The sequence below is a fragment of the Pseudomonas sp. Irchel 3E19 genome (genome assembly GCF_900187585.1).
GTDB lineage: Bacteria > Pseudomonadota > Gammaproteobacteria > Pseudomonadales > Pseudomonadaceae > Aquipseudomonas > Aquipseudomonas baetica.
The window spans coordinates 46,645-61,615 of sequence record NZ_FYDT01000007.1; the positions used below are offsets into that span (position 1 = coordinate 46,645).

A 14,971-nucleotide genomic window follows, 5' to 3' on the forward strand; every position below is an offset into this window, starting at 1 on the left:
TCGGTCGGGATTGCGCGGTAGGGTGTCAGTAAAGTTCTGCTGCGCTTTGCAGGCCGCCATCGCTAGCAGGCTAGCTCCCACAGGGGATTTGCGACAACACATATCCAATGTGGGAGCCAGCCTGCTGGCGATGAGGGCCGTACAGACTTTAAATGCGGAAACTGCCCACCAACTGCTTCAACCGCGAAGCCTGCTGCTCCAGATCCGAGCAGGCACGCAACGTCGCGTGCAGGTTCTCCACGCCTTCCTGGTTTAGCGTATTGATCTCGGTGATATCGACGTTGATCGACTCGACCACGGCGGTTTGCTCCTCGGTCGCCGTTGCCACCGACTGGTTCATCCCGTCGATCTCGCCAATGCGCTGGGTCACGCTGTTCAAGCGCTCGCCGGCAAGGTTGGCGATTTCTACGCTGTCCTGGCTGTGACGCTGGCTGTCGCTCATGGTGCTCACCGATTCACGGGCGCCGACTTGCAGCTCCTCGATCATGGTCTGCACCTGCTGCGCCGATTCCTGGGTGCGGTGGGCGAGGTTACGCACTTCATCCGCCACCACGGCAAAACCACGGCCGGCCTCACCGGCGCGCGCCGCTTCGATCGCTGCGTTGAGCGCCAGCAGGTTGGTTTGCTGGGAAATGCTGGTGATCACTTCGAGAATCTGGCCGATGTTCACGGTTTTGCTGTTCAGCGACTCAATGTTGCTGCTCGACGCACTGAGCATGCTCGACAGTTGATTCATCGCCTTGATGCTGCGATCCACCACTTGCTGGCCGTCTTCGGCGAGGCCGCGAGCGTCACTGGCCTGGTTCGAAGCTTGCGCGGCATTGCGGGCGATTTCCTGCGCGGCGGCGCCGAGCTGGTTGATCGCGGCGGCGACACTGCTGGTGCGCGAGGCTTGCTGGTCAGAGTTGTACATCGACGAGTTCGACGCCGCGACCACGCGCAGGGCGACTTCGTTGACCTGGCCGGTGGCCGACGACACTTCGCGGATCGAGCGATGAATACGTTCGACGAAGCGGTTGAACGCGGTACCGAGCACACCGAACTCATCGTTATTGACGATGGTCAGGCGCTTGGTCAGGTCGCCTTCGCCATCGGCGATGTCTTCCATGGCGCGGGTCATGACGTGCAGCGGCTGGATCAGGATGCGGATCAACATACCCAGCAGGGCAATAATGATCGCCACGGCAATCACCGTGGCGATCACCGCCGAGGTGCGAAGTTCGCTGAGCATCGCAAAGGCTTTGTCCTTGTCTACCGACAGGCCGATGTACCAGTTCACCGATGGCAGGCCCTTGATCGGGGCAAAGGTGACGATGCGGGTCTTGCCATCGACGGTGACTTCGCTGAAGTCGCTGCTGATGCGCGGGGTGTCCTGCGGATAGGCTTCCTTGAGTGATTTCATCACCAGTGCCTTGTCCGGGTGCACCAGAATCTTGCCGTCGGCGCTGACCAGAAACACGTAACCCATGCCGTCGAAATCCCGGGCGGCGAGGGTGTCGACCAGCGATTGCAGGCTCAAGTCACCGCCAACCACGCCAACACTTTGACCGGCCTTTTTCGAGGCGGTGGCGATGGAGATGATCAGTTGGCCGGTGGCCGCGTCGATGTACGGTTCAGTCAGGGTCGAGGTGCTGCTGCTCTCGGCACCTTTATACCAAGGGCGCACGCGTGGATCGAAACCGTCTGGCATCTTCACATCGGGGCGGATGGTGAAGTGACCTGTGGCGTCACCCAGATAGGTCGCCATGAACGTCGAGGTCAGGGATTTCTGTTCCAGCAGGCTGGCGACGGTGGCCGGTTCCGGGTTGATGGCGATGTTCTGGGCTGCGTTCTCGACCAGCAGAATGCGCCCGCTGAGCCAGGTCTGGATGTTGCCGGCGGTGACTTCGCCCATCTCGTTGAGATAGTTGTTCAGGTCATCGCGGATCGCGTTGCGCTGCAACCAGTCGTTGTACAACGTGAAGGAGGCGAAGGCAGCGATGACGATGAGGGCGGCGGCAAGCAAAATTTTATGGCTGAAGCGCAGGTTTTTGTTCATGGCTTGGGGTTCCGCTAAGGTCTTAATGTCCGAGGCGTGCTTTTATAAAGACGCGCAATATGGGCAAGGTTGAAAACAAGCTGATATTTCCGTCTCTCCTTAGGGAAATTTCCGGCCCGACTTTTCAGCCGGCTTCTCGCCTTTATTTATCGGTCACAGCGAATTAAAGATTAACCATTGGGTGACAAAATGCCTGACTCATCGCAACTCGTAATCGGCGCCGATCTCGCCGGGCAACCGATCGCCCAGGCCATGCGCCTGGCCAACCGCCACGGGCTGGTTGCCGGCGCGACCGGTACTGGTAAAACCGTCACTTTGCAGCGTCTGGCCGAAGCCTTCAGCGACGCCGGGGTCGCGGTGTTCGCGGCGGATATCAAGGGTGACCTGTGCGGCCTCGGCGCCGCCGGCAACCCGCAGGGCAAGGTCGCCGAGCGCATCGCTGGCATGCCGTGGCTCAACCACAAGCCGCAGGCTTATCCGGTGACCTTGTGGGACATTCACGGTCAGTCCGGCCATCCGTTACGTACCACGCTGAGTGAAATGGGCCCGCTATTGATCGGCAGCCTGCTGGAACTGACCGACAGCCAGCAATCGGCGCTGTATGCCGCGTTCAAGGTCGCCGATCGCGAAGGCCTGTTGCTGCTGGATCTGAAAGACCTGAAAGCGCTGCTCAATCACCTCAAGGACAATCCGCAACTGTTGGGCGAAGACGCGGCGCTGATGACCACCGGCTCCAGTCAGGCGTTGTTGCGGCGCCTGGCGACTCTGGAACAGCAAGGCGCCGAAGCCTTGTTCGGCGAGCCGGCATTGCAGCTCGAAGACATTCTGCAACCCGCCGCCGATGGCCGTGGGCGCATTCATCTGCTCGACGCCAGCCGTCTGGTACACGAGGCGCCGAAGGTTTATGCGACGTTCCTGTTGTGGCTGCTGGCCGAGTTGTTCGAGCAGTTGCCGGAGCGCGGCGATGCCGACAAACCGCTGCTGGCGCTGTTTTTCGATGAGGCGCATTTGTTGTTCGGCGATACACCCAAAGCGTTGCAGGAGCGGTTGGAGCAAGTGGTGCGTTTGATCCGTTCCAAGGGTGTTGGCGTGTATTTCGTCACCCAGTCGCCGGCGGACTTGCCGGATGATGTGCTGGCGCAGTTGGGCCTGCGTGTTCAGCATGGCTTGCGCGCATTCACCGCCAAAGAGCAGAAATCCCTGCGCGCGGTGGCGGATGGGTTCCGGCCGAATCCGGCGTTCGACAGTTTGTCTGTACTGACTGAACTGGGCATCGGTGAGGCACTGGTCGGCACGTTGGCCGAGAAAGGCACCCCGGAAATGGTTCAGCGCGTGCTGGTGGCACCGCCGCAGTCGCGGATCGGGCCGCTGACGGAAACCGAGCGCACGCTGCTGATCGCCGGCTCGCCGTTCAAGGGGCGCTATGACAAGCCGATTGATCGGGAATCTGCGTATGAAATTCTGATGGGGCGTAAGGGATTGGCGCCGGAGGCTGAAGCCCCTGCCGGAAAACCTGCCGTTGAAGAGCCAAGCCTGGCCGACAGGGCGGGGGAGTTTCTCGGCACGGCCGCCGGGCAAGCGCTGAAATCGGCGATGCGTCAGGCCGCCAACAACCTCGGCAAACAACTGGTGCGCGGCCTGATGGGCTCATTACTCGGTGGCAGCAAACGCCGCTGAGCCCATGTTGCAGAAGATCCAATTGTGGGAGCGGGCTTGCTCGCGAAGGCGCCGTGTCAGACGCCATATCCGGTGAATGACACACCGCTTTCGCGAGCAAGCCCGCTCTCACAGTGGACCGGCACCCACATTTAGATAGATCTCAGGATTTGTCTTTGGCGTGCGCCGCCAGTCGCTCCAGCGCCGCCCGCAATCCCGGATCAGTGATCCCGTCTGCCGTCGCCTGGATCGTTGCCGCCGCATCCGTCGACAAATCCATCGTATTGCCGACAACTGCGCGCTGCACCGTCGGCGGCTGCACCTTGAACAGAATCCGCGTCAGGCTGGCGAACTCGTCGAACATCTGCAATTGTCGTTGCAGGCGTTTCTGCTGATAACGCAGGCGCGTGGCCCAGTGGCCATCGGTGACAATCAACAACAGGCTGCCTTCGCGCCACGAGGCCACATGGCAGTGTTCGCGGGCGGCGGGTTGCAGTTGGCTTTCAAGCAGGCGTTGCAGATGACCCAGTCGTTGGGCATGGCCGAGAATGGCTTTGAGCGGCTTGGCTTCGCGTAGCAAAACGGCGGGTGCTCTGGCCGTAAGAGGGCGAAACGCCATGATCGAACACCTGAGGTAACAGAAGCGCCATGGTAGCAGAAAGCAGCGAAATCACTCGCCCATTGCTTTTGCACCTGCTTTGCCCATTAAATCAATGACTAACTTCTTGGTTCAATGCCTTGAAGTTGAGCAAAACGCCCCTATTTTAAGTGAGCCCCGTCAAAGCGCAGTGCCAGCATCGTGGAATATCGCCACTTTCCTCACCACCGTTTCCGGGTAGAATGCTCGTTCGCATGCGGCCATGAGGGCTGCACGGGCGACGCTCACGGGGCCGCCCTCCATCCCTTTAGTGTGGAAGATCCTGCCGATATGTTTGCGCCTTTGTTAAAGAAACTTTTTGGAAGCAAGAACGAGCGTGAAGTCAAACGCATGCTCAAGACGGTGCAGCTCGTCAATGCCTTCGAAGAGCAAATGGTGGCCCTTTCGGACGATCAATTGCGCGCCAAGACCGCTGAGTTCAAGGCCCGCATCGCCAAAGGGGAAACCCTCGACAAGCTGTTGCCAGAAGCCTTTGCGGTCGCTCGCGAAGCCGGCAAGCGCGTCATGGGGATGCGCCACTTCGACGTGCAACTCGTCGGCGGCATGACCTTGCATGAAGGCAAGATCGCCGAAATGCGCACCGGTGAGGGTAAAACCCTCGTGGCCACTTTGGGTGTTTACCTCAACGCACTGTCCGGCAAGGGCGTGCACGTTGTGACGGTGAACGACTACCTGGCGCGTCGTGACGCCAACTGGATGCGTCCGCTGTATGAATTCCTCGGCCTGACCGTCGGCGTCGTGACGCCGTTCCAGCCGCCGGAAGAGAAGCGCCAGGCGTACGCCGCCGACATCACCTACGGCACCAACAACGAATTCGGTTTCGACTACCTGCGCGACAACATGGCGTTCAGCATGGAAGAAAAATTCCAGCGCGAACTCAACTTTGCCGTGATCGACGAAGTCGACTCCATCCTCATCGACGAAGCGCGTACCCCGCTGATCATTTCCGGTCAGGCCGAGGACAGCTCCAAGCTGTACATGGAGATCAACAAACTGATCCCGCAGCTGGAACTGCACGTCGAAGAAGTCGAAGGCGAAGTCACCAAGGCTGGCCACTACACTGTTGACGAGAAGACCCGTCAGGTCGAACTCAACGAAGCCGGTCACCAGTTCATCGAAGACATGCTCACCCGCGTCGGCCTGCTGGCTGAGGGCGAGAGCCTGTACTCGGCGCATAACCTGGGCCTGCTGACCCACGTGTATGCCGGTCTGCGTGCGCACAAGCTGTTCAACCGCAACATCGAATACATCGTGCAGGATGGCCAGGTCGTACTGGTCGACGAACACACCGGTCGTACCATGCCGGGCCGTCGTTTGTCCGAAGGCCTGCACCAGGCCATCGAAGCGAAAGAAGGTCTGAACATTCAGGCCGAGAGCCAGACCCTGGCCTCGACCACGTTCCAGAACTACTTCCGTCTGTACACCAAGCTGTCCGGCATGACCGGTACCGCCGACACCGAAGCGTTCGAATTCCACCAGATCTATGGTCTGGAAGTCATGGTCATTCCGCCGAACAAACCGTTGGCGCGTAAAGACTTCAACGACCTGGTGTTCCTGACGGCCGAAGAGAAGTACGCGGCAATCGTGGCTGACATCAAGGAAAGCATGGCCGCTGGGCGTCCGGTGCTGGTGGGTACTGCCACCATCGAAACCTCCGAGCACATGTCCGCATTGCTCGTGAAGGAAGGCATCGAACACAAGGTTCTGAACGCCAAGTTCCACGAAAAAGAAGCCGAGATCATCGCGCAGGCCGGTCGTCCGGGCGCACTGACCATTGCTACCAACATGGCCGGTCGTGGTACCGACATCCTGTTGGGCGGCAACTGGGAAGTTGAAGTTGCGTCGCTGGAAAACCCGACCCCTGAGCAGATCGCCCAGATCAAGGCCGACTGGCAGAAGCGTCACCAGCAAGTGCTGGAGTCCGGCGGCTTGCAGGTCATCGCTTCCGAGCGTCATGAATCCCGTCGTATCGACAACCAGCTGCGTGGTCGTGCCGGTCGTCAGGGTGACGCCGGTTCCAGCCGCTTCTACCTGTCGCTGGAAGACAGCCTGATGCGCATCTTCGCCTCTGACCGGGTGAAGAACTTCATGAAAGCCCTGGGCATGCAGCCGGGCGAAGCGATCGAGCACCGCATGGTGACCAACGCGATCGAGAAGGCGCAGCGCAAGGTTGAAGGCCGCAACTTCGATATCCGCAAGCAATTGCTTGAGTTCGACGACGTCAACAACGAACAGCGTAAAGTGATCTATCACATGCGTAACACGTTGCTGGCCGCCGACAACATCGGTGAAACCATCGCCGATTTCCGTCAAGACGTGCTCAACGCCACCGTCAGCGCGCACATTCCGCCGCAATCGCTGCCAGAGCAGTGGGACGTGGCCGGTCTGGAAGCGTCGATTGCCAGCGACTTCGGCGTGACACTGCCGATCCAGCAATGGCTCGACGAAGACGATCACCTGTACGAAGAAACCCTGCGCGAGAAGCTCATGACCGAGCTGATGGCGGCGTACAACGAGAAAGAAGATCAGGCCGGTGCCGACGCACTGCGCTCGTTCGAGAAGCAAATCGTTCTGCGCGTACTCGACGATCTGTGGAAAGACCACCTGTCGACCATGGATCACCTGCGTCACGGCATCCACCTGCGTGGCTACGCCCAGAAGAACCCGAAGCAGGAATACAAGCGCGAGTCGTTCACGCTGTTCTCCGAGCTGCTGGATTCGATCAAGCGCGACTCGATCCGTGTGCTGTCGCACGTTCAGGTTCGCCGCGAAGATCCGGAAGCCGAAGAGCAACGTCTGCGTCAGGAAGCCGAAGCACTGGCCGCCCGCATGCAGTTCGAACACGCCGAAGCGCCAGGTCTCGATCAGCCGGAAGTATTGGGTGAAGAGGTCGATGTAGCCCTCGCCACCGCCCCGGTTCGCAACGAGCAGAAGCTGGGCCGTAACGAACTGTGCTACTGCGGTTCGGGCAAGAAATTCAAGCATTGCCACGGGCAGATCCAGTAAAACCCGTTTCAATCGCTGAAATACCCGCGCCGCGACCGGCATAAGCCGTCGCGGCGTTTTGCCATTTAAACCACCGCTTTCAAATGGCGGTGCTGACTTCATTGAGTAAGGAGCGCATTCATGGCTGTTGGTCTTGGTCCTTTGCCAACGTTGCACCCGGTTGCCGGTTTTGAACTCGGTATTGCCTCGGCCGGCATCAAGCGCCCCGGGCGCAAGGATGTCGTGGTGATGCGCTGCGCCGAAGGTTCGACCGTGGCGGGCGTGTTCACCCTGAACGCCTTTTGTGCAGCGCCGGTGATCCTGGCGAAAAAACGTGTGCAGAACGCTGTGCGCTACCTGCTGACCAACACCGGTAACGCCAACGCCGGCACCGGCGAGCCAGGCCTGGCCGCTGCCGAACGCACCACCGCCAAGCTCGCGGAGCTGACCGGCGTTGCTGCTGAGCAGATCCTGCCGTACTCCACCGGCGTGATCGGTGAGCCACTGCCGGTCGAGAAGATCGAAGGTGCATTGCAAGCCGCGCTGGACGATCTGTCGGAAAACAACTGGGAAGCGGCCGCTACCGGCATCATGACCACCGACACGCTGCCTAAAGGCGCCAGCCGCCAGTTCCAGCATGACGGCGTGACCATCACCGTCACCGGCATCAGCAAAGGCGCGGGCATGATCCGCCCGAACATGGCAACCATGCTCGGCTACATCGCCACCGACGCCAAAGTTTCCCGAGACGTGCTGCACAACCTGATGCTCGACGGCGCCAACAAGTCGTTCAACCGCATCACCATCGACGGTGACACGTCGACCAACGACTGCTGCATGCTGATTGCCACCGGCAAGGCTGCACTGCCGGAGATCACCCGTGCTGAAGGCGAGCTGTTCGCCAAACTCAAGCAAGCGGTGTTCGAAGTGTGCATGGACGTGGCCCAGGCCATCGTGCGTGACGGCGAAGGCGCCACCAAGTTTGTCACCGTTGAAGTCAATGGCGGCGGCAATCATCAGGAATGCCTGGACGTCGGTTACACCGTGGCCCACTCGCCACTGATCAAGACCGCGCTGTTTGCCTCCGACCCGAACTGGGGCCGCATTCTGGCCGCTGTCGGCCGTGCCGGTGTGCCGGATCTGGATGTGAGCAAGATCGACGTGTTCCTTGGCGACGTGTGCATTGCCAGCCGTGGCGCTCGCGCCGCGACCTACACTGAAGCGCAGGGTTCGGCGGTGATGCAGCAGGAAGAAATCACCATCCGCATCGAACTGGGACGCGGCGATTGCAGCGAAACCATCTGGACCACCGATCTGTCGCATGAATACGTGAAGATCAACGCCGAATACCGCACCTGATCCAAGACCGGGTCGCTTCTTTCGCGAGCAGGCTCGCTCCCACAGGGGATTTGTGACAACACGATCCAATGTGGGAGCGAGCCTGCTCGCGAAGACGGCAGCTCAAGTATGCAAGTCTCCAGGTTTCTCCACTGACGAAAAGGCGCCACACCATGTCCTTGCACCTGATCATCGGCGACAAACTGCTTTCCTCCTGGTCCCTGCGCGCCGCCCTGGCGCTGGAACTGACCGGCGCGCCCTACACCGAAGAACTGATCAAACTCGGCAAGCCCGACACCCGCGAGCGTCTGCTCAAGCATTCGCCGACTGCCAAAGTGCCCCTGCTGAAGACCACGCGTGGCACCGTGGCAGATTCGCTGGCGATTGCCGAATATCTTGCCGAGCAGTTCCCGTCCGAACAGCTTTGGCCTGGCGATATTTACGCCCGTGCCCAGGCCCGATCCGCCTGCGCGCAAATGCACAGCGGCTTCTTCGCCATGCGCAATCACATGCCGTTCAACCTGAGCCACAACGCACCGCTGAACCCGGTGCCGCCTGAAGTGAAGGTCGATATCGAGCGCATGCTCGCACTGTGGGCCGAATGCCGCGCAGCGGCCAGCGAAGACGGGCCTTATCTGTTTGGCCGCGTAAGCCTGGCCGATGCGTTTTTCGCGCCGATTGCCGTGCGTCTGCGCACCTATCAGGTGAAGCTGCCGGCCGCCGACGAAGCTTATGTTGAAACCATCTACCAATGGCCTGCCTTCAAGGCATGGCAGCAGGCCGGACTGGAGGAGTTGAACCCGTGAAACGCGTACACGTCGCCGCTGCCGTCATTCGTGATGACAGCGGCAAAATCCTCATCGCTCGCCGTGCCGACACTCAGCATCAGGGTGGCTTGTGGGAGTTTCCCGGCGGCAAGGTCGAGGCTGACGAGTCGGTCGAAACCGCGCTCGCCCGAGAACTGCACGAAGAGTTGGGCATCGTCGTAGGCAGCGCCCGGCCATTGATCAAGATTCGTCACGATTACCCGGACAAGCAGGTTTTGCTGGACGTCTGGGAAGTCTCGAGCTTTAGCGGCGAACCTCACGGTGCTGAAGGCCAGCCATTGGCTTGGGTAACGGCGAAGGAGCTGGCGAACTATGAGTTCCCGGCGGCCAACGACCCGATTGTTGCGGCGGCGCGGTTGCCCGCTGAATACCTGATCACCCCGGAGGATCTGGAGGCGCCGGCCCTGCTGCGTGGCATCCAGAAGGCGATTGCCGGCGGGATCAAGCTGATCCAGTTGCGGGCGCCAAATGGCTACGACCCGAAGTATCGCGATCTGGCGGTGGATGCGGCCGGTCTTTGCGCAGGCAAGGCGCAGTTGATGATCAAGGGGCCGTTCGAATGGCTCGGTGATTTCCCGTCTGCGGGGTGGCACATCACGTCCGCGCAGTTGCGTAAATACGCAGCGGCAGGGCGCCCATTGCCGGCAGAGCGTTGGTTGGCGGCGTCTTGCCACAATGCCGAAGAACTGGCACTGGCCGAGCAGATGGGCGTGGATTTCGTCACCCTGTCGCCGGTGCAGCCGACCTTGACTCACCCGGATGCGCAGCCGTTGGGCTGGGAACAGGCTTCGGCGTTGATCGAGGGCTTTAGTAAGCCGGTGTTTTTGTTGGGCGGGGTTGGCCCGGCTGAGCGTGAGAAGGCCTGGAGCCATGGGGCTCAGGGTGTGGCGGGGATTCGGGCGTTCTGGCCTGAGGCCTGATTGTGTATTGAGGCTACTGGCCTCTTCGCGAGCAAGCCCGCTCCCACAGTTGACCGTGTTCCTTCAGTTGGAATGCCATCAAACGTGGGAGCGAGCAAGCCCGCTCCCACAGTTGACCGTGTTCCTTCAGTTGGAATGCCATCAAATGTGGGAGCGGGCTTGCTCGCGAAGGCGTCCTTCAAATCACTGCAAATCTAAGGCTTGGCCGCAGGCTGCCACAAAATCTCCGCAATCCCTTGGCGCCGCGCAATCACCCTTGCCACCACAAACAACAAATCCGACAACCGATTGATATACGCCAGGCCAACCCCGGCCAACGGTTCAGTCGCATTCAAATGCTGACACCGGCGCTCGGCACTCCGCGCCAGGCTGCGGCACACATGGGCCTGAGCAATCAGCATCGAGCCGCCCGGCAAAATGAAATTCTCCAGCGGCCCCAACTCTTCATTCCATACATCGATCGCCGCTTCCAGCCGTTCGATTTCCGCCGCGTTCAGCGCTTGATATTCAGGCATCGCCAACTCGCCGCCCAAATCGAACAACCGATGCTGACAAGGCGCCAACACTTCGATCAGTTCATTCAAACCCGGACAGGCCTCACGTTCGGCAATCAACCCGGCCAGCAACACGCCGACCTGACTGTTCAGCGTATCGACTTCACCAATCGCTTCGATGCGCGGGTGATCCTTCGGCACGCGGCGGCCATCGCCCAGGCCGGTTTCACCTTTGTCGCCGGTGCGGGTGTAGATCTTCGACAGGCGAAAGCCCATGGGTTACCTCGATAGTTGATTGGTTTCTGTGGCGACGGGAGTGGGCTGCGCCAGCGGCAGGCGCAAGGTGAAGCATGTGCCTTGCCCCGGCGCCGACTGCACTTCCATCTGCCCTTTGTGATTGTTGGTGATGATGAAGTACGACACCGACAGGCCAAGACCGGTGCCCTGGCCGATTTCCTTGGTGGTGAAGAACGGCTCGAAAGTACGTTTGCGCACGTTCTCGCTCATGCCGATGCCGTTGTCCTCGACCTGAATCTCGGCCCACGGCGGGTTGAGCCTGGTGCGCAGGATGATTCGCCCCGGCTCGCTGTCGTCTTCGCGCTGGTGAATCGCCTGGGCGGCGTTTTTCAGCAGGTTGAGCAGCACTTGTTCCAGTTCGTTGGCGGTGCCCGGCACTGGCCCGAGCGCCGGGTCGAACTGACGAATGATCGCCTGACCTTTGAAGTCAAAACCGATGGCCAGATCGAAATCGTTACCAGCGATCTCCACCGCTTGATCGATCAGCGCCGGCAAGTCGCAAGGAGCCATTTGCCGCGTACTGCGGCGACTGAAACTGAGCATGTGGGTGACGATTTTCGCCGCCCTTGCGCCGGCCTGTTGAATGCCATCGAGCAGTTGCGGGACTTCGCGGCCTTGCAGGTAGCGATTGACGGTATCCAGTTCGATGCCCAGTTGTTCAGCGGTTTCGAGGTTTTTCGGCAGGTCTGTCGACAGGCGTCGGCGGATGTTCTGCACGTTGTGCAGGATCGCGCCCAGCGGGTTGTTGATTTCGTGGGCCATGCCCGCCGCGAGGCCACCGACCGAGAGCATTTTCTCCGACTGCACCATCATTTCTTCCAGTGACAGGCGCTGGGTGATGTCGTCGATACGGATCACCACGCCACGCCCGGCGCCGCCCATCAGCGGATAGAACGTCAGGGCGTAATGCTTGGGTTCGTCGTCCTTGAACCACGTCACCCGTTCAATCTTCGCCACCGTGTGTTGCTCGACGGTCTGCTTGAGCTGCGGCAAAAACGGCTTGAGCGGTTCGAACGCGAGAAAGATCGGCTGGTTCAGCGCTTCGTCCAGGCGTGTGCCGGAGAGGGCGCTGGCTTCCTGATTCCATTGGGTGACGTAGAGCTGCTCGTCGAGGGCGATCAGCGCCGAAGGCATGGAGTCGATGATGCTGTTGAGGTAGTTCTGGAAACCGGTGAGTTTCTTCTCGATCTTGCTGCGCACCTGAACTTCCAGTTCCAGTTTGCGGTTGGTGTGGCGGGTTTCTTCTGCCAGCCCCTGCGCCTGATCGTAAGCGGCTTGCGAGTCATCGCGGGCGCGCTTGAGTTGCTGCTCACGGGCTTCGATGCGCGACAGCATGGTATTGAACGCCTCGGCGAGGCTGCCGATTTCGTCGTGGTTACCGCGCGAGGCGCGCAGGGCATAGTTCTCTTCGCGGGTGACCTGGCGAGACAACTCTTCCAGTTGATGGATCGGGCGGGTGATCAGGCGTTTGATCTGCCGGGCAATCACCAGCCACAGCAGCACACTGAAGATCAGAATGCCGAGACTCGCCGTCAGCGTGCCGGTGTAGAACGCCATCGGCAGTTCGCTGCTGGCCACCAGCAACAGATGGCCCGGCGCGGTGCCAGGGCGGGGCAGGGTGATCAACTGGTTACTGCGAAATTCGGTGAGCTGCCAGGCTTCGATGTGCCGGTAACGCTCCGGCAGGCTGAGTTTTTCGCCGTGTTGTACTTGCGCCAGGCGCTCGCCCTTGCCGTCATAGAGGGCAGCAGCGCGTAACGGCGAATAGCTGTCGAGCTCCTTGAGCAGACGTTCGGCGCTTTGCGGTGATTGCAGGGCTTCGCTGACCAGACTGGGGTTGGAGATCAGTCGGCCGATGGTCTGCAAGGCCTGCGGGGCCATGCTTTCCTGGGAAATGTAATAGGCGGCGCTGATAAAGGTCAGGTTGGCGACCAGCAGAACAGTGGTCATCAGCACCAGCAGGGCGGCCAGCAGTTTCTGGCCGACCGGCAGGTTTTCAAGGCGCTGGCGCAATGGCATCAGGTTTATCGCAGCAAAGGAACAAGTGGCCAGCGTAGCCGCTGCTCAGTCGCTGGGCAATCCGAGGCTGTGCAGATGCGCGACCAGGCGTTGCTGTAATTGATTCAGATGCGGCAGATTCAACTGGTGACGCGCAGCGACTTTGCAGGCGTGGCCCAACAGATAGTTGATCTCGGTGCGGCGTTGATTGGCGACGTCCTGGTACATCGATGAGTAGTTGGCGGCGGTGGCCAGGATCACCCGTTCGACTTCCTGTTGCAGATTGTCGGCCGCTGCCGGTTGGCCGCAGCGCTGCAGTAACTCGGCCAGTTCCGCGCACAGCGTGGCGACTTCGCAATGATGCGCCTGCAATCCGCCGTTGCGGCAGTTATGCAGCACGGTCAGCGGATTGATCGCGCAGTTGAGCGCCAGCTTGCGCCACAGCCGGGTGAGGATGTCGGTGCTCCACTCGTGAGGGATTTTTGCGGCTTGCAGATCATCCAGCCAGATCGGCGCGACCGGATGCGCGACATCGCCGAGCCAGGTGTAACCGTGGCCGGCGAACACCACGCGCCAGTCGCCATCGCGAAAAGCGCCTTCGGTGCTGGAGGCGCTGATACAGCGGGCCTGCGGCACTCGCGCGGCGACGGCGTCCTGACTGCCGAGACCGTTTTGCAGCAGGATCAGTTCGGCATCCGCTGCCAGTCGTGGCGCGAGGAGGGCGACTGCGCTTTCGGCATCGTAGGCTTTGCAGGCCACCAGCAGGCGCCGGATCGGTTGCGGGCTGTCCGGGGTTTCGCCGGGAACTGAATAAGTGCTGGCGTGTCCCTGTTCCACGAGCGTCAAACCACCTGCCGCGTTATAGCTGCGCAAGCGCATCGCGTCGCGCACGATCAGCCTGACCGGCAACCCGGCCCGGGCCAGACGTGTCGCCCATAGAGTGCCGAGACTGCCGGCGCCGAGAACATGCCAGGGGGTAGACATCAGTTTTTTGCTCGAATGGTTGCAGGCATGTGCGGCTCGCCGTGTCGACAGGAAAAGACCCGTTATAATGAGCCCGATTTTAACCGCAAGCCAAGCGCGCTCCATCCACATCGAGCGCGCCTTTTTATTGGAGAAGATTACATGCCGTCGTTCGACGTGGTATCCGAACTGGACAAACACGAACTCACCAACGCGGTCGAGAACGCCGTGAAGGAACTCGATCGTCGCTATGACCTGAAAGGCAAAGGCAGCTTCGAGTTCAAGGAAAAGGACCTCACCGTCAGCCTGACCGCTGAAGCCGGGTTCCAGCTGGAAGCGATGATCGAAATCCTCAAGCTGGCGCTGGTCAAGCGCAAGATCGACGTACAGTGCCTTGAAGTCAAGGATGAGTACGCCTCGGGCAAGCTGATGAAGCAGGACGCCGTGCTCAAGGAAGGCATCGACAAGGAGCTGGCGAAGAAAATCGTCGGCCACATCAAGGACGCCAAGCTCAAAGTGCAGGCCGCCATTCAGGGCGAGCAGGTACGTGTGACGGGCAAGAAGCGTGATGACCTGCAAGAAGCCATTGCGGCCCTGCGTGCCAAGGAATTCGGCATGCCCCTGCAGTTCAACAACTTCCGCGACTAAGCTCGGTCAGATGACCTGTGGGAGCGGGCTTGCTCGCGAAAGCGGTGGGTCATTCAGCTAATGAGTTGACTGACACACCGCTTTCGCGAGCAAGCCCGCTCCCACATTTGTTTTGAATACACCCCGGGTAGCCGGAAATCAGGAGATAG

At 60.4% G+C, this 14,971-nt stretch carries 11 protein-coding genes and 1 pseudogene; 6 read left to right on the forward strand and 6 right to left on the reverse strand.

Annotated elements, in window-relative coordinates; genetic code table 11:
- Positions 1–148: 148 nt before the first annotated feature.
- Positions 149–913 (reverse strand): methyl-accepting chemotaxis protein, encoded by a 765-nt coding sequence (locus CKW18_RS31435; RefSeq protein ID WP_370872677.1) that lies wholly within the window; start codon positions 911–913, stop codon positions 149–151.
- A gap of 93 nt (positions 914–1,006) precedes the next feature.
- Positions 1,007–2,038 (reverse strand): annotated as a pseudogene (locus CKW18_RS31440) (cache domain-containing protein); the annotation flags it as partial.
- Between the two features lie 189 nt (positions 2,039–2,227).
- Here CKW18_RS31440 and CKW18_RS06520 point away from each other — a divergent pair.
- The gene (locus tag CKW18_RS06520; protein WP_095188117.1) at positions 2,228–3,715 is read left to right on the forward strand and encodes a helicase HerA-like domain-containing protein; all 1,488 of its coding nucleotides are present in this window, start codon (positions 2,228–2,230) and stop codon (positions 3,713–3,715) included.
- Between the two features lie 142 nt (positions 3,716–3,857).
- Here the strand turns inward: CKW18_RS06520 and CKW18_RS06525 are convergent, their stop codons facing one another.
- Positions 3,858–4,313, reverse strand: coding sequence for a DUF721 domain-containing protein (locus tag CKW18_RS06525; RefSeq protein ID WP_095188009.1), 456 nt, complete (start codon positions 4,311–4,313; stop codon positions 3,858–3,860).
- A gap of 309 nt (positions 4,314–4,622) precedes the next feature.
- Here CKW18_RS06525 and secA point away from each other — a divergent pair, with 309 nt between their 5' ends.
- The 4 genes from secA to CKW18_RS06545 all read left to right on the forward strand — a co-directional run bounded on the left by secA (position 4,623) and on the right by CKW18_RS06545 (position 10,422).
- Positions 4,623–7,358, forward strand: a complete 2,736-nt coding sequence (secA, locus tag CKW18_RS06530) for a preprotein translocase subunit SecA (RefSeq protein WP_095188010.1) — start codon at positions 4,623–4,625, stop codon at positions 7,356–7,358.
- Between the two features lie 120 nt (positions 7,359–7,478).
- Positions 7,479–8,696 (forward strand): bifunctional glutamate N-acetyltransferase/amino-acid acetyltransferase ArgJ, encoded by a 1,218-nt coding sequence (gene argJ / locus CKW18_RS06535; RefSeq protein ID WP_095188011.1) that lies wholly within the window; start codon positions 7,479–7,481, stop codon positions 8,694–8,696.
- 152 nt (positions 8,697–8,848) lie between these two features.
- Positions 8,849–9,481 (forward strand): glutathione S-transferase family protein, encoded by a 633-nt coding sequence (locus CKW18_RS06540; RefSeq protein ID WP_095188012.1) that lies wholly within the window; start codon positions 8,849–8,851, stop codon positions 9,479–9,481.
- A complete protein-coding gene (locus tag CKW18_RS06545) occupies positions 9,478–10,422 on the forward strand; it encodes a Nudix family hydrolase (protein ID WP_095188013.1) in 945 nt (314 codons plus the stop codon). Before CKW18_RS06540 ends, CKW18_RS06545 begins: the two co-directional genes overlap by 4 nt.
- A gap of 194 nt (positions 10,423–10,616) precedes the next feature.
- Here the strand turns inward: CKW18_RS06545 and CKW18_RS06550 are convergent, their stop codons facing one another.
- Genes CKW18_RS06550 through CKW18_RS06560 form a run of 3 tightly spaced genes read right to left on the reverse strand, consistent with a single transcriptional unit; the run spans position 10,617 to position 14,195 of the window.
- The gene (locus tag CKW18_RS06550; RefSeq protein ID WP_095188014.1) at positions 10,617–11,192 is read right to left on the reverse strand and encodes a cob(I)yrinic acid a,c-diamide adenosyltransferase; all 576 of its coding nucleotides are present in this window, start codon (positions 11,190–11,192) and stop codon (positions 10,617–10,619) included.
- Positions 11,193–11,195: 3 nt separating this feature from the next.
- Positions 11,196–13,232, reverse strand: coding sequence for a PAS domain-containing sensor histidine kinase (locus CKW18_RS06555; protein ID WP_095188015.1), 2,037 nt, complete (start codon positions 13,230–13,232; stop codon positions 11,196–11,198).
- 45 nt (positions 13,233–13,277) lie between these two features.
- Complete coding sequence (locus CKW18_RS06560; RefSeq protein WP_095188119.1) at positions 13,278–14,195, reverse strand: putative 2-dehydropantoate 2-reductase; 918 nt, start codon at positions 14,193–14,195, stop codon at positions 13,278–13,280.
- Positions 14,196–14,336: 141 nt separating this feature from the next.
- Here CKW18_RS06560 and CKW18_RS06565 point away from each other — a divergent pair, with 141 nt between their 5' ends.
- Positions 14,337–14,822, forward strand: a complete 486-nt coding sequence (locus CKW18_RS06565; protein WP_042560649.1) for a YajQ family cyclic di-GMP-binding protein — start codon at positions 14,337–14,339, stop codon at positions 14,820–14,822.
- The last annotated feature ends 149 nt before the right edge of the window (positions 14,823–14,971 follow it).

Excerpts from the sequence above, each read along its gene's own strand:
- CKW18_RS31435 (WP_370872677.1), bottom strand. The coding sequence starts at position 913 with ATGTACAACTCTGACCAGCAAGCCTCGCGCACCAGCAGTGTCGCCGCC.
- CKW18_RS06520 (WP_095188117.1), top strand. The coding sequence starts at position 2,228 with ATGCCTGACTCATCGCAACTCGTAATCGGCGCCGATCTCGCCGGGCAA.
- CKW18_RS06525 (WP_095188009.1), bottom strand. The coding sequence starts at position 4,313 with ATGGCGTTTCGCCCTCTTACGGCCAGAGCACCCGCCGTTTTGCTACGC.
- secA (WP_095188010.1), top strand. The coding sequence starts at position 4,623 with ATGTTTGCGCCTTTGTTAAAGAAACTTTTTGGAAGCAAGAACGAGCGT.
- argJ (WP_095188011.1), top strand. The coding sequence starts at position 7,479 with ATGGCTGTTGGTCTTGGTCCTTTGCCAACGTTGCACCCGGTTGCCGGT.
- CKW18_RS06540 (WP_095188012.1), top strand. The coding sequence starts at position 8,849 with ATGTCCTTGCACCTGATCATCGGCGACAAACTGCTTTCCTCCTGGTCC.
- CKW18_RS06550 (WP_095188014.1), bottom strand. The coding sequence starts at position 11,192 with ATGGGCTTTCGCCTGTCGAAGATCTACACCCGCACCGGCGACAAAGGT.
- CKW18_RS06555 (WP_095188015.1), bottom strand. The coding sequence starts at position 13,232 with ATGCCATTGCGCCAGCGCCTTGAAAACCTGCCGGTCGGCCAGAAACTG.
- CKW18_RS06560 (WP_095188119.1), bottom strand. The coding sequence starts at position 14,195 with ATGTCTACCCCCTGGCATGTTCTCGGCGCCGGCAGTCTCGGCACTCTA.
- CKW18_RS06565 (WP_042560649.1), top strand. The coding sequence starts at position 14,337 with ATGCCGTCGTTCGACGTGGTATCCGAACTGGACAAACACGAACTCACC.